The sequence below is a fragment of the Pseudoalteromonas maricaloris genome, assembly GCF_024746855.1.
GTDB lineage: Bacteria > Pseudomonadota > Gammaproteobacteria > Enterobacterales > Alteromonadaceae > Pseudoalteromonas > Pseudoalteromonas maricaloris.
Genome location: NZ_CP024625.1, coordinates 1,882,073 through 1,895,484, shown reverse-complemented (window position 1 = coordinate 1,895,484; position 13,412 = coordinate 1,882,073). Strand labels below are relative to the sequence as shown.

The following is a 13,412-nucleotide window of genomic DNA, read 5'->3' as shown; positions in this document are numbered from 1 at the left end:
AAGGCCGCTTAATGCGGCCTTTTTTGTTTTAATATCGCCGCGTATTCGTTAGAATCGCGCTGCTCAATTAACTCAGGTACGTTATGACTGACATCCAATCTCTGCGCAACGACTTTCCAATTTTGAACAAACAACTTGATGGACAGCCGCTTTGCTATCTTGACTCTGCTGCAACTGCGCAAAAACCGAACAAAGTCATTGATGTCATAAAAACTTTTTATCAAGATGAGAATTCAAACGTACATAGAGGTTTACACACGCTTAGTGAAAACGCCACTGTTCGCTACGAAAGTGCCCGAGAAACAATTGCCAATTTTTTAAATGTTGAAACACGAGAAATCGTATGGACCAGCGGCGCAACTGAATCACTAAACTTGGTGGCTCATGGCCTGAGTGCACGCTTAAATTCAGACAGCGTCATTGCCATCAGTCCCTTTGAACATCACGCTAACATAGTGCCTTGGCAAGAAGCTTGTCAGCGTACCGGCGCAACTTTACTGGTGTTACCTATGTTAGCCGGCGTCCTCGATGAGCAAGGCGCAATTGCGATGTTAAAGCAGCATAAACCTGATGTGTTAGCGATGGGCCATGTTTCAAACGCACTTGGGAATATTCATCCAATTGAGTCGCTCATTTCGGTTTGCAATGCCTTAGGTACCATCACGGTTATCGACGGCGCACAGTCTTTACTGCATTTAAGACCTGATCTGAAAGCGCTGGATTGCGACTTTTATGTTTTTTCAGCTCATAAAGCGCTTGGACCAACAGGTGTCGGCGGACTTTATGGTAAATACCAGCAACTAAATGCGCTCCCCGTATATAAAACCGGCGGCGAAATGATAAAAGAAGTGAGCTTCGAGCGTTCCAGCTATAGAGAGGCACCTGGCAAGTTTGAGCCCGGCACGCCCAATATTTCTGGCGTTATCGGTTTTGCCGCAGCGATAGATTATGTAAACGAGATTGATCCCAGTGCACTTCAACGATACGAGCAAGCGCTCTATCACTCCCTTTTAGAAAAGCTAAGACAGATCGATGGCATCACGGTTTATGGCGATACACAAAACAATGTTGGCGTAGTCAGTTTTAACTATAAAAGCGAGCACCACTACGATCTTGCCACACTACTCAATACATACGGCGTAGCAGTCAGAAGCGGACACCATTGTACTCAACCTCTTATGAAAATGCTCAAGGTTAACGGGACAGTACGTGCAAGTTTGGCTTTTTATAATAACCAAGATGATATTGAGCATTTTATTAATGCATTAAATGCCACAATCGAATTGCTAGATTAAACTTATGAATATCGAACATATCACAAAAAAATTATCTGAAAGTCATGGCTGGCAAGCCAAATATCGTGAAATTATGCTGCTAGGTAAACAACTTCCAACTCTTCCTGATGCACTGAAAGTCGACTCAGCATTAGTGTCAGGCTGTGACAGTAAAGTTTGGCTCTATCTGGACTTAGATGAAAGCGCGCAGCAGCTCGTACTTATTGCTGACTCAGATACGCGCATTGTCAAAGGATTACTTGCAATCATCATTGCAGCGTACGCAGGTAAAACGCCAGAACAAGCAAACCAGTTTAATGCTTATGAACTGTTTGAGTCGCTTGGATTAATTGCTCACCTAAGCCCATCTAGGGGTAATGGTATACGTGCGATTGTTGAACAGATCCAAGTGCAGGCAGAGATATTAAAATAACGTGATATAAGGTGCTCAAACGAGCACACTTATTCGCTGCTTTTGCTTTGTTTATCTAGGTACTTACGTATTGCTTTGGACGCCGCAAAAAAACCAAAACTTCCAGTTACCATAGCAGCAGAGCCAAACCCGGTCGCGCAGTCCATATTTTTCCCACCTTCAGCTTGTTGCTTTGCTTTGCACACAGTGCCATCGGTACTTGGGTAAACGAGCTGCTCTGTAGAATACACACAATCGACGCCAAATTTACGTTTTGGATTATCGCTAAAGTTATATTGTTTTCTGAGAATATAACGTACTTTTGCCAGCAGCGGATCATGGGTCGTCTTTGCCACATCCCCATACTGGATCTGGCTCGGATCGGTTTGACCGCCTGCACCACCTGTAGTGATCACCGGTATTTTCTTGCGCTTACAATGCGCGATTAGCGCCGCTTTCTCTTTAACCGCGTCGATACAGTCAATAACATAATCAAAGCCTTGAATGTAGTTTCTAATGTTATCTAACATCAGAAAATCATCGATCAGGGTAACTTCACAATCTGGGTTAATCGCAAGACAGCGATCTCGCATTGCTTCAATCTTTTGCATCCCGATGCTTTCGCTATGAGCATGTAACTGACGGTTAATGTTGGTTACACAAATATCGTCCATATCGATAAGCGTAATTTTACCTATACCCGTTCTCACTAACGCTTCTACAGCCCAACTGCCAACGCCACCAATACCAATGACACAAAAGTGTGCTTTACTTAATGCTTCTAACTCGGCGTTACCGTATAACCGACCAATGCCGCCAAATCTTAGTTCTCTATTCGAATCAGTCATGTTACCACTCTAATTGACTTGGATTTTGCCAACTTGCAAAGATTTCATGTGCCAATAAATGGCCAAATGCACCATCACCTTCAGGCGCCGCTTGATAGTGTTGATGGTTACCTTGCCACTCAAATTCAAGGCAAAATGCGTGAAGATACGTTCTATCTGCAGGCTCTCCACTATAGGCTAAATCACCTAAAATTGGCGCACCGATGCTTTTTAGTGCCACCCGAATTTGGTGTGTTTTACCGCTAAACGGCTTAACGATACAAGCGCGTAGGTTGGTCGCAACAGAGCATGAATAAAATCGAGTCACCGCAGGATTTAGCTTAGTTTTAATCAGTTTATAGGTGCCTCTGCGCGACTTAGCCATATCGCCTTTTATCCAACCTTGCTTTTTCTTCGGTTTCGCACTAACTAACGCCAGGTAAAATTTGTCTATTTTTCGAGCGGAAAACAGGCTCGTCAGCTGCTTTGCAGCCTCGCTAGACTTCGCTAAAAGGATGAGTCCCGACGTGACTTTATCGAGGCGGTGAACCGCAAATAAGGGATAGCCTAGTTGCTCCGTCAGTAAGGCAACAAAACCTGCACCGTCCTCACTATGGAAGCTCAAACCTTGTGGTTTGTATGCAACCACATAGTCTACCTCGTCCGCAATGAGATTAAACTTTTCCATTCAGTATCTCTTGAACCCGTGCCAAATCTTCGGGGGTATCCACTCCAGCATGCACCGGCTTAACCGCTTTAGCGACCTTAATTTTGTATCCATGATACAGCACACGTAGCTGCTCTAGTGACTCTTGCACCTCTAGCGGTGAAACACTTAGCGATAAATAGGTTTGAATAAAGCCCGCACGATAGGCATATATGCCAACATGACGTTTAAAATGGCTCACTGGAATGCTATTTTTGTCGAGCGTTAACATGCTGTTACGCTGAAACGGAATAGACGAGCGAGAGAAATACAGTGCGTTGTCTTGAAGATCAGACACCACTTTCACTGCATTCGGATTTAACACCTCTTCTACATCTTCCACATCGACGCATAGCGTCGCCATCGGTGCATCAGAATGATGCAGTAGTGCTGCCACTTGTGCGATGTTATCAGGCTCTAGCAGTGGCTCATCACCTTGTACATTAACCACCAAGGTTTGTTCGTTCAGCTCCAGTTGTTCAACAACTTCGGCGAGTCGCTCAGTACCTGATTGGTGATCTTCACGCGTCATGAGCACATTATCAGTGAAGTTTTGCGCAGCCTCAAATACCGCACTGTGATCGGTTGCGATATAAACCGCTGCCGCGCCAGATTGAATAGCCTGTTCGTAAACACGCTGGATCATTGATTTGCCGCCGATATCAGCAAGCGGTTTACCAGGCAGCCGGCTTGAAGCATAACGCGCCGGAATGACGACTACGAATTCCACTGCTCAACCTCATCACTGCTCAGCTCGCGCGCTTCGTTTTCCAATAACACAGGAATATCGTCTTTAATTGGATACGCAAGCTTGGCTGCTGTGCTGATCAACTCTTTGTTTTCTTTGTCATATCTTAATTTGCCTTTACATACTGGGCAGGCAATTATTTCTAGTAATTTGGTATCAAAGGCCATGATAAATCTCTTTCTTTTTAAGTAAATTTAATACCGCTTTTTCAAGCGCTGATGTAGGTTTGGCATCTACTTTGAGGTAATACCAATTATCTTTTGCAAATGTGCGACACTTTACCGCATCTTTCTCTGTCATAAAAATAGCGCCGTTTTCAATTTGCGAGAATTCGGACGCTTGATATGGATGATGGTCCGCAAAATGTAGACTTTCACTCAGAACAATCCCCCTATCTCGGAGCGTATTTTCAAATCGCGCGGGGTTGCCGATAGCGCAGACTGAAGCACCAACCATTTCTATGTTGGATGCCGGACTATCATCTGTAACACGAAAAAAACCAACCGCCTCTAGCGTATAGGAGTAACTTTCGCATCCACCATTATATACGGCAAGATCGACACTCTGAATACGCTTAGGTAATTCCCTAAGCGGCCCTGCAGGCATCCATAAGCCATTACCAAAGCGTCGCTCAGCATCAACAATACAGAACTCAATATCTCGTGCCAATTTATAGTGCTGTAGCCCATCGTCGCTGACGATGATGTTTACATCGCTATTATCTAATAATTTCTCGATACTGGCTTGTCTATCAGCACCAATCATCACTGGGCATTTCAACCGCTTGGCGAGTAAACAAGGTTCATCACCGCCCTCTTCCGTTGAGGTCGCTTCAGTGACTAAAAACGGAGTTGAACTGGGTTTCGCACCGTAGCCTCGACTGATCACCCCAACCTTAAAACCAAGCTTTTCAAGAAAAGGGACTAACCAAAGCACAAATGGCGTTTTGCCATTACCGCCCACACTGATGTTACCGACAATAATAACCGGAACAGGCGAGCGGTACGCGGGGCAAATACCGAGTTTATAAAGCCCCTTTCTCACCGAGCTAATAAGTCCAAATAACAGGCTTAGCGGAAGCAATAATAGTGTTAGTAGTCCCGGTTTTTTATACCAACTTTGCTCTATTTTTGATGCCATTTATTGCTCACCAAACTGCATTTTGCAAAGTGCATGATAAACCCCTTCCTGCGCGACTAATTCAGCATGCTTGCCTTGTTCGATGATCTTGCCTTTATCTAGCACATAGATGCAGTCACAACGCTCGATTGTCGATAACCGATGGGCAATTACTATGGTTGTTTTATCAGCCATCAGCTCTTCCAACGCTTGTTGGATCAAACGCTCAGATTCTGTGTCTAATGCTGATGTGGCTTCATCTAAAATAAGGATAGGTGCATCTTTCACAATAGCACGCGCGATGGCGATACGTTGTCGTTGTCCGCCAGAAAGCATTACGCCATTTTCACCAACAACAGTATTTAGGCCCTCAGGAAGATCTTTAACAAATTCCCAAACGTGGGCTTGTTTTACGACTTTTTCTAGGGCTTCTTGCGATAAGGGTTGCTTTAACGAGTACATTATATTGTTTGCAATGGAGTCATTAAACAACACCACTTGCTGCGACACGATGGAAAACTGCGCGCGTAGATCCGCAAGCTGGTAATCATTTATATTCGTGCCGTCTAACTCTATACTGCCCGCTTCAATATCATAGTAACGCGGTAAAAGATTAGAAATCGTTGATTTTCCTGAGCCACTTCTACCCACCAACGCGATACTCTGCCCGGCTTTGATTTCAAGGTTTAATGACTCAATTACCGGATCGTTTTTAGATGGATAAGTAAAAGTTAAGTCTTTGACTTGTAGGTTACCTTGAGCACGAGATAAGGACTGAGTGCCAGTGTCCTTTTCTTTTTCAAGATCAATCACCGCAAACACACTTTTCGCCGCAGAGATCCCGCGTTGCAGGTCACTATTTACATTGGCAAGTTGTTTTAAAGGACGCAGCATCATCATCATAGAGGTGATCAAAGTGACAAAGGTGCCCGATGAAATTTTATCTACCATAGAAGGCATCGCAACAATCGCGAGTATCACCGCCATTGCGCTCGCCGCTATGATTTGGATGATAGACACGCTCAGCGCTTTAGTCGCGTCCATTTTTACGCGTTGCTGACGATTATGATTATTAACTTTAGCAAAGTGAGAGATGGTTTTATCTTGACCACCAAAGCCATGGATGACTTTATGACCCGCCATCATTTGCTCAGAGCTTTTCGTCACTTCTCCCATCGCATCTTGAATATTCTTGGAGATTTTCTTAAAACGCTTGGATACTACTGTGACTATCACCGCCACGATTGGTACCACAACTAAGAAAATGAGCGATAGCTGCCAACTTGCATAAAACATAGTGATGAGTAAGAAAAATACAAATGCACCTTCACGGATCAGCACTTGAAGCGCCTTAGTGACGGCTTGCTGTACTTGTTCAGTATCAAAAGTGATTTTTGATATCAATTCACCATTAGAATGTTGATCATGAAACGACACAGGTAGATACAACATATGTTCAAATAGTTGCTGTCGCAACGCACGCACAACCTGAGACCCAACATAAGACAAGCAATACGATGCCATGTAGTTAAAGATACCACGTCCAATAACTAACGCGATGACAACAAAGGGAGCCAGTTTTAGTACATCGCGATTCCCTGCAGTGAGGCCCTCATCGATAAACGGATCCATTAGCGCAACGAACGAAGCGTCCATCGCAGCGTACCCTATCATGCCAATTACTGAAAATATGGCAGCGAGTTTAAAGTCTTTTACATAGCTAAATAATCTAGCGTAAATCTGCTTGTCGGTTGGTTGCATTGCCAGCCTCTACTTTTCTATATGGCATTATTGTAACTTTCAAATCGTTAAAACTGAATGGATTATCTGAGAAACCAGTAATTTTCCACTTCCCGAGCTCGTTCAACTGTAATTTCTTGAGCAAAAATTGAGATCTTTATATGGCCATCTAAGGCAGTATCCAATAGTGTGCTCCCTACTCTTTGGTATCTTTCAATCACTTTCTCATTGGGAATTTTCCAAGGCGAATAAAAGGCACGAGAAAATATCGCAATATCTGGGTCAACCGCTTGAATAAACTGCTCGCTCGAAGAGCTGCCACTACCATGGTGTGGAACCAGTAATATATCGGCCTTGAGTGCCTCTTTTTCTAGATCAAGTAACTTAGTTTCAGTGACTTTCTCAATATCTCCTGGTAATAAAAGCGTAAACTGCCCATCAGAGATACTAACTACACAAGAATTATTGTTGTCATTGTTCGACATTTCTTGAGGCCAGATCACTGATATGTCTAGCCCTTGAAATTGATGTGTTCCAAGCACACAGCTATCAGCAGCACTTGCGGGGTGAAAACGCTGTAACGATTTCCCGCCATCAAAGGCAACGAGGTCGTCAACGCCACCATTATGGTCACCATCGTTATGACTAATGATGGTATCTTGTAGCGTAATTCGATTATTCAAAAGATAGGGTTTGATCACAAACTCAAACATTGAAAAATAGCCAAAATACTTGGCCCCCACATCATAGAGCAGCCCTTTGTTATTGCGAGAAACCAATACAGCGGTTCCGTGACCGACGTCAAAAATATCGACTTGCCATAGCGGAGAGGCTCGAAATAGATACTGAACGAGGAAAATTAATATAGGTAATAAACCAAAACAATTTCTGAATAAAAACAGCAACAACGCACTTAAGTAGCTGGTTATGAGAAACACGGACGAAACGCTGGGTATATCTACCCAACTTACTGGAGAGTTTTGCAATAGCTCAAACAGAACCACTAACCCACTATCAACTAGATGAAGTGGAAGTTGCCAACCAATAGCGTGCAACGCAGTAACATGAAGCAGTAGTAGCGGAAATACAACGGCAGAAACCAACGGGATCACTATGATATTCGCAGCCAATGAAATGATGCTCGCACCAGAAAAAAAATAGAGGTTGAGTGGCAACAGACAGATAAATAACGCAAGCTGCAACTTAATTAACGCAAGCAGTTTCGCACCTAAACCTCGGCCAACTTTTGTCACTAACGTTACGATAATAGCTACCGCAAAAAAGGAATAATATAAACCAGGATTGAGTAGTGAAAACGGGTCTACCACTAAGACGATTGTCAACGCAGCCGTTAACACCTGAAGTGCTTTAAGGCGCACGGCAAAGAGGTAACATGCAACCCATACCATTGCCATGATCACAGCTCGAGTCGCCGATACACTGTAGCCGCAGAGAATGACGTACCCAAAACACAACAGTAACGCAAAAACTAAACACCACTGATGCAAGTTGGCTGCTTGGGAGATTATTACCGGGGCACAATGCAGCACGACTTTTATCAGCAAAAACGCGATTGCAAATACCATTCCGATATGAAGCCCTGAAATCGCTAACAGATGGCTCAAACCAAGACTTCTAAATTGTGTTTTGTTTTCGAAGTCGACTTTGCTTGTATCGCCTGTTAATAAAATATAATACAGCCAAGCATAGCTGAGCCCATTGAGCTTTTTATCTATGAATAAGCGGTAATTATCACGCCACGTAGTGTCCTTCACTAACAAATTGATTGTTTTGATACTGCCCTTGAAATACATATGCTTTCTAAACGCGTGCAATTCAGCGTTAAAAAGTCCGATATTAGCTCGGCTACGATAACGCTTAAGCTTCACCGTAAATTCAATGTGGTCACCAACTGTCAACATAGGCGTTGATGAATCACGATAAAGCTTTGCATTTACCGTACGCCAACGCGCAAACTGGTAGCCTTCAACTTGCTCTAGCTTTACCTTTAACGCTTCACCAATCACAGAATTATCAACCTCAATAACTTTACCCGAAGCAGTAACAAGCTGCGATTGCCACATTTCTGGTATTTTTAGCTGATAAAAAACAAAGTAATGGCTAAGAACAATGGAAATCCCTAAAATAAATCCTGCCAATATAGGACAAAAAAGCTTAGAATAGCGGCCCATGAAGTAGAGGAATATGCTTATTGCGGCTAATCGCCAATTGTCGAGAAGAAATACCGCACTGAAGCAACCTAGAATTATTCCAAAACATATCAGAATCCAAGTAGATGGCAGCTGCAAATGGCGAAAAAAACGATTCAACGCTTTTTACCTGATCATAATAAAATCAAACAACAGAAATCATTAAAAATCTTTGGGAAGTTACTGCATGATGCCAACCTCTGGCATTTAAACCGGCGCTCAGCACGTGGCGCATTCTCGGTGGGGCTATTTTTCGCATTCATCCCTGTTCCTTTTCAAATGGTACTGGCAGCAGCACTTGCGATTCCATTTCGCGTCAACTTGCCTTTGTCTATTGCTCTCGTTTGGATCACTAATCCACTCACGATGCCGCCGATATTTTATTGCTCTTACTTAGTCGGTGTATTTGCCCTTGGCCAAGAACAACAGCCATTCCATTTTGAGGCGAGTTGGGAATGGCTTGCACAAAGCCTAACAACGATTGGGCCTGCATTTATCGTCGGCTCTTTGATCTGCGCAACACTTGCCGCTATTATCGGCTTTTTCGGTATCGATTACCTATGGCGACGTTCAGTGAATAAAGCATGGCAAAGCCGCGGCCAAGGCTAATACCAGTATAGTTAAGATTTGTACCGGTTGAACAAAATATCGAATTGAATTTGCTAATATTTCTTTTCAAACACAAAAAAAGCCCTTCCGGGCTTTTTTATCGTCTAAATTGTACTTTAGGCTTTACGACGTCTTCTCAGCGCCACTAGTGGTAACGCGAGTAAACTAAGCCAAGACCAGCTTGCAGATTGACGCTCATATGTTTCTGCCTCAGGTGGTGTACAGTTTTCTGGTTCACCAGAAATTGGGGTAAGTAGAACAGGTAAACTTACCGACTCATACTCAGTCTCGCCCTTACTGTCCTTCTCAATTTCACCCAATGTATTGCGTCTTTCAACCGTTTTGGTCGCAATCGCATATATCTTGTTGTCATCAGTGATCTTCACAGCTTCTGCAATGGTGTAAGGGAAAGAATCGTTCTTACAAGGAAGAAGTGAGTTTATATTCACTAGTTTTTCTGCGCCAATTTCATATAAAAACGCTTCGCGACGACGGTTAGAACCACTCTTTTCTGTAACACCTTGACCTACAACAAAGCCATTATTGTTGATATCTGTGATTGCTGTCGCCGAACCCTCGAAGTATGCAGGCATTTCTTTGAACTCAGCGGTATTCGCATTAAAATAAAAACCTGTTGAGTCATAATCTCTTGAACTACCAGTAAAACGTCCAAACACACCAACAATCGTGCCATTGTCGTTCACATCTACCGCTTGGCTGTATTCGATATAACTCTCAACCTCTTTAATACGCTTAATTTCATTATTAGTAAAGTAAACGGCTTGTTCGTAAGGTAGAAGGTCATCGTTACTTTGACGACGTGCACGAGAATAACCAACCGTTAATCCCGTCCCATTAGTTGCCACAGCCATGCTTGAATAGGCTCGATCATCATCTTCATCTGGTGTAAAACCAAGTCCAAGATCCGTTGCACTGACTAAGTTAAAATCGTTATCAAACGTCCACTTGTAGGCTCGAGTATGATACGGCGAGGTCAACCTTTGAATACACACATCGACTGGTTCATCCACACCATCACAACTATCTTCTATATTTTCTGTTGCTCTTTGCGATAACGAAGTTGAACTTTGCCCCACAACAATATAGCCGCCATCAGCGGTTTGTTTGATATCAGTGGCAAGAGAAAGGCCGCCGTATTCTGTAAAGGCAGGCTCTAACCTAATTTTCTCTCCAGCTGGTGTAACTAAAATACCTTTATTTCGCCAATCACGTACAAAATAAGTTTCTTCTTCTGTTTCACCCTCAGGAGTAAAAGTTATCTTTTTAAAAGGTGCAGAACCCCAGCCCACTATTGTACCGTCTTCTGCGATGCTTGTAAGATAGTTAGTGACCGAGCGAGTGAGTCCTTCATAATCAGGAGATTGTTCATCAAATACCACAAACTCTTCTGCGGTATTATTGTTATATGTCAAAGAAATTGCTCTTTCAATTCTTTGATATTCTTGGCTAACTACTCTACTTGAATTCATAACATAAGACAGCATAAATGCATGAGCTTGAGCATTCGTATTAGCTGCATCATTGTTTTGAATATCTTCTAATGTGAAGGTGATTTCTTCTTCGATCAGCTCGTACTGCTTTTTTGTACTGTCGTAATAATTTTTGAGTGTTGAATCATCGAAGTCGATATACGACACATCAATCTTTACACCAAATAAATTGGAAGCGTGACCAATCACGTCTCCAGCTTCATTGGCATCTGACACGTAGCTATATTTGCTATTATCATGTCTTGGTAATTCAGTTAACTGATAGGTGGCAGCGGCCGCCTGTTGTGAAAGGGCTACGGCGACACTCGCGGCTAAAAGTTTAAATTTCATTTTAATCCTTACTGCTGATTCTGTAATGCTTCTAGTTCTTCCCAGCGTTCAAACGCGGCTTCCAGCTTCGACTCTAGCTCAGTCAAATGGTTCAATGCCTTGTGGGTCGTTTCTTGATCTTGTTTAAAGAAGTCTGGATCGCTGACCAGTGTTTGTTGTTTGTTCACTGCCTCTTCAAGTTCCTCTACTTTACTGGGCAACGACTCTAATTCAAGTTTTAATTTGTAACTCAGCTTATTTGAACGAGCAGGCGCAGCTGCCTTTTTAGTCTCGGCCTGTTGCTGCTTTTCTTGATGAACCTTTTGTACTTCTTTCTTTTGCTGCTCTCGTCTTTGCTGATACAGCTCAAAATCACTATAGCCGCCAACAATTTCCGTCACTAGGCCTTCGCCTTCGAATGCCCACACACTGCCACAGGTATTATCGATAAACTCTCGGTCGTGGCTGACGACCAGCACTGTGCCCTGGTATTGGTTTAAGATTTCTTCAAGTAGTTCAAGCGTCTCAATATCCAAGTCGTTGGTCGGTTCGTCCAGCACAATAATATTTGAAGGCTTAAGGAAGAGCTTAGCAAGTAATAAGCGGTTTTTTTCACCGCCCGATAATGCCTTTACAGGAGTTCGAGCTCGCGCAGGCGGAAATAAAAAGTCTTGCAGATAGCCAAGTACATGACGCGAGCGGCCGCCCATCATTACTTCTTGCTTACCTTCTGCGACATTATCCTGCACAGTTGCTTCTTCATCCAATTTTTCACGGTATTGATCGAAGTACGCAACTTCCAGATTCACGCCTTGTTTTACACTGCCTGCGTCAGGTTTAATATCACCAAAAAGCATTTTTAACAGCGTAGTTTTACCTGCTCCATTTGGACCGACCAAGCCAATACGGTCGCCACGCATCACCAGCGTTGAAAAGTCCTTCACAATGCATTTTTCTTGGAATGCTTTGTCTAAATGTTTCGCTTCAAAGACCAGCTTACCGGAACGATCCGCCGTCTCGATGTTGAAGTCTGTCTTACCTTGCTGCTCGATGCGTTGCTTGCGCTCAACACGAAGCGCTTTTAGTGCTCGCACACGCCCTTCGTTACGAGTTCGCCGGGCCTTGATCCCTTGCCTTATCCAGGTTTCTTCTTCGGCAAGCTTTTTATCAAACAAGGCATTCTGTTGCTCTTCCACTTTTAAATCATGGGCTTTTTGTTCTAGATATTGCGCATAATCTCCAGGGTATGAAACCAACTTGCCACGGTCTAAATCTAAAATTCGAGTCGCCATTGCGCGAATAAAGGCACGGTCGTGGGAAATAAACACGATCCCCCCCTTAAACTCTTTCAGGAATTGCTCAAGCCAGATAACACTTTGCATATCAAGGTGGTTAGTCGGCTCGTCGAGTAGCAGCAAGTCTGGATCGCTCACCAACGCCTTGGCCAGCGCGACTTTGCGTAACCAGCCACCTGAGAGCTCTTCTAGGCGCATATTCGCATCTAATTGCAACTGGCTAAGCACTTGCTTGATCCGTGACTCAAAACGCCACGCATCTTCGCTTTCCAATCGCTGAGTTAAGCGCTCAAGCGAGGTCATCAATTTATCTGACTGGCTGGTTTGTAGTTTTTCACTGACTTCATGAAATTCAATGAGCAGCTCAGCAACATCAGGTAAACCGTTCGCAACATAATCAAAGACCGAGCCATTTGCGCCCTTTGGTGGGTCTTGTTCTAGCCTTGAAACTTTTAATCCACCAACACGGTTGATTTCACCATCATCAAGTTGCACTTGATCATCAAGCACTTTCAGTAACGTTGATTTACCGGCACCGTTTCGGCCCACAATACAAACGCGCTCGCCTGATTCAATAACGGCATCAGCTTGGTCAAGTATAGGGTGTGAGCCAAAAGCCAGTTGGGCTTTAGCAATTCGAATGAGATCCATA

At 43.5% G+C, this 13,412-nt stretch carries 12 protein-coding genes; 3 read left to right on the top strand and 9 right to left on the bottom strand.

The features are described from left to right. The first annotated feature begins 83 nt into the window (after nucleotides 1-83). Both CTT31_RS08205 and CTT31_RS08200 read left to right on the top strand, forming a co-directional pair. Entirely contained in the window at nucleotides 84-1,295 is a 1,212-nt protein-coding gene (locus CTT31_RS08205; RefSeq protein ID WP_260492331.1) for an aminotransferase class V-fold PLP-dependent enzyme, read from the top strand. Between the two features lie 4 nt (nucleotides 1,296-1,299). After that, a complete protein-coding gene (locus CTT31_RS08200; RefSeq protein WP_069019088.1) occupies nucleotides 1,300-1,707 on the top strand; it encodes a SufE family protein in 408 nt (135 codons plus the stop codon). Nucleotides 1,708-1,736: 29 nt separating this feature from the next. Here CTT31_RS08200 and tcdA read toward each other — a convergent pair whose 3' ends face one another. From tcdA to CTT31_RS08165, 7 genes are all read right to left on the bottom strand, one after another. Beyond that, a complete protein-coding gene (tcdA, locus tag CTT31_RS08195) occupies nucleotides 1,737-2,534 on the bottom strand; it encodes a tRNA cyclic N6-threonylcarbamoyladenosine(37) synthase TcdA (RefSeq protein WP_260492330.1) in 798 nt (265 codons plus the stop codon). A 1-nt stretch (nucleotide 2,535) separates the two neighbouring features. Then, nucleotides 2,536-3,201, bottom strand: coding sequence for a TIGR01621 family pseudouridine synthase (locus CTT31_RS08190; RefSeq protein WP_260492329.1), 666 nt, complete (start codon nucleotides 3,199-3,201; stop codon nucleotides 2,536-2,538). After that, a complete protein-coding gene (gene kdsB, locus CTT31_RS08185) occupies nucleotides 3,188-3,949 on the bottom strand; it encodes a 3-deoxy-manno-octulosonate cytidylyltransferase (RefSeq protein ID WP_211859766.1) in 762 nt (253 codons plus the stop codon). Before kdsB ends, CTT31_RS08190 begins: the two co-directional genes overlap by 14 nt. After that, on the bottom strand, nucleotides 3,937-4,134 hold the full coding sequence (locus CTT31_RS08180) for a Trm112 family protein (RefSeq protein ID WP_010371492.1): 198 nt from the start codon (nucleotides 4,132-4,134) through the stop codon (nucleotides 3,937-3,939). The genes kdsB and CTT31_RS08180 overlap by 13 nt, the downstream gene beginning before the upstream one ends. Continuing rightward, nucleotides 4,124-5,107 carry a tetraacyldisaccharide 4'-kinase gene (lpxK, locus tag CTT31_RS08175; protein ID WP_260492328.1) on the bottom strand — a complete coding sequence of 328 codons (984 nt, stop codon included), beginning with the start codon at nucleotides 5,105-5,107 and terminating at the stop codon, nucleotides 4,124-4,126. Before lpxK ends, CTT31_RS08180 begins: the two co-directional genes overlap by 11 nt. Further along, nucleotides 5,108-6,847: a lipid A export permease/ATP-binding protein MsbA gene (gene msbA, locus CTT31_RS08170; RefSeq protein WP_211859764.1), complete on the bottom strand. Its 1,740-nt coding sequence runs from the start codon at nucleotides 6,845-6,847 to the stop codon at nucleotides 5,108-5,110. It lies immediately after the preceding gene. A 62-nt stretch (nucleotides 6,848-6,909) separates the two neighbouring features. Next, complete coding sequence (locus tag CTT31_RS08165) at nucleotides 6,910-9,135, bottom strand: DNA internalization-related competence protein ComEC/Rec2 (RefSeq protein WP_260492402.1); 2,226 nt, start codon at nucleotides 9,133-9,135, stop codon at nucleotides 6,910-6,912. Between CTT31_RS08165 and CTT31_RS08160 the strand changes: the two genes are divergently transcribed. Next, nucleotides 9,136-9,645, top strand: coding sequence for a DUF2062 domain-containing protein (locus tag CTT31_RS08160; protein ID WP_010371507.1), 510 nt, complete (start codon nucleotides 9,136-9,138; stop codon nucleotides 9,643-9,645). A 116-nt stretch (nucleotides 9,646-9,761) separates the two neighbouring features. On the opposite strand, the gene CTT31_RS08155 is transcribed toward CTT31_RS08160, so the two are convergent. Both CTT31_RS08155 and uup read right to left on the bottom strand, forming a co-directional pair. Then, nucleotides 9,762-11,486 carry a DUF3466 family protein gene (locus CTT31_RS08155; RefSeq protein ID WP_211859763.1) on the bottom strand — a complete coding sequence of 575 codons (1,725 nt, stop codon included), beginning with the start codon at nucleotides 11,484-11,486 and terminating at the stop codon, nucleotides 9,762-9,764. An 8-nt stretch (nucleotides 11,487-11,494) separates the two neighbouring features. After that, on the bottom strand, nucleotides 11,495-13,411 hold the full coding sequence (gene uup / locus CTT31_RS08150) for an ATP-binding cassette ATPase Uup (RefSeq protein ID WP_211859762.1): 1,917 nt from the start codon (nucleotides 13,409-13,411) through the stop codon (nucleotides 11,495-11,497). Nucleotide 13,412: the final 1 nt, after the last annotated feature.

What these genes read in the sequence shown, in the direction of transcription:
- CTT31_RS08205 (WP_260492331.1), top strand. Translation starts at nt 84, where the DNA reads ATGACTGACATCCAATCTCTGCGCAACGACTTTCCAATTTTGAACAAA.
- CTT31_RS08200 (WP_069019088.1), top strand. Translation starts at nt 1,300, where the DNA reads ATGAATATCGAACATATCACAAAAAAATTATCTGAAAGTCATGGCTGG.
- tcdA (WP_260492330.1), bottom strand. Translation starts at nt 2,534, where the DNA reads ATGACTGATTCGAATAGAGAACTAAGATTTGGCGGCATTGGTCGGTTA.
- CTT31_RS08190 (WP_260492329.1), bottom strand. Translation starts at nt 3,201, where the DNA reads ATGGAAAAGTTTAATCTCATTGCGGACGAGGTAGACTATGTGGTTGCA.
- CTT31_RS08180 (WP_010371492.1), bottom strand. Translation starts at nt 4,134, where the DNA reads ATGGCCTTTGATACCAAATTACTAGAAATAATTGCCTGCCCAGTATGT.
- lpxK (WP_260492328.1), bottom strand. Translation starts at nt 5,107, where the DNA reads ATGGCATCAAAAATAGAGCAAAGTTGGTATAAAAAACCGGGACTACTA.
- msbA (WP_211859764.1), bottom strand. Translation starts at nt 6,847, where the DNA reads ATGCAACCAACCGACAAGCAGATTTACGCTAGATTATTTAGCTATGTA.
- CTT31_RS08160 (WP_010371507.1), top strand. Translation starts at nt 9,136, where the DNA reads ATGGCGAAAAAAACGATTCAACGCTTTTTACCTGATCATAATAAAATC.
- CTT31_RS08155 (WP_211859763.1), bottom strand. Translation starts at nt 11,486, where the DNA reads ATGAAATTTAAACTTTTAGCCGCGAGTGTCGCCGTAGCCCTTTCACAA.
- uup (WP_211859762.1), bottom strand. Translation starts at nt 13,411, where the DNA reads ATGGATCTCATTCGAATTGCTAAAGCCCAACTGGCTTTTGGCTCACAC.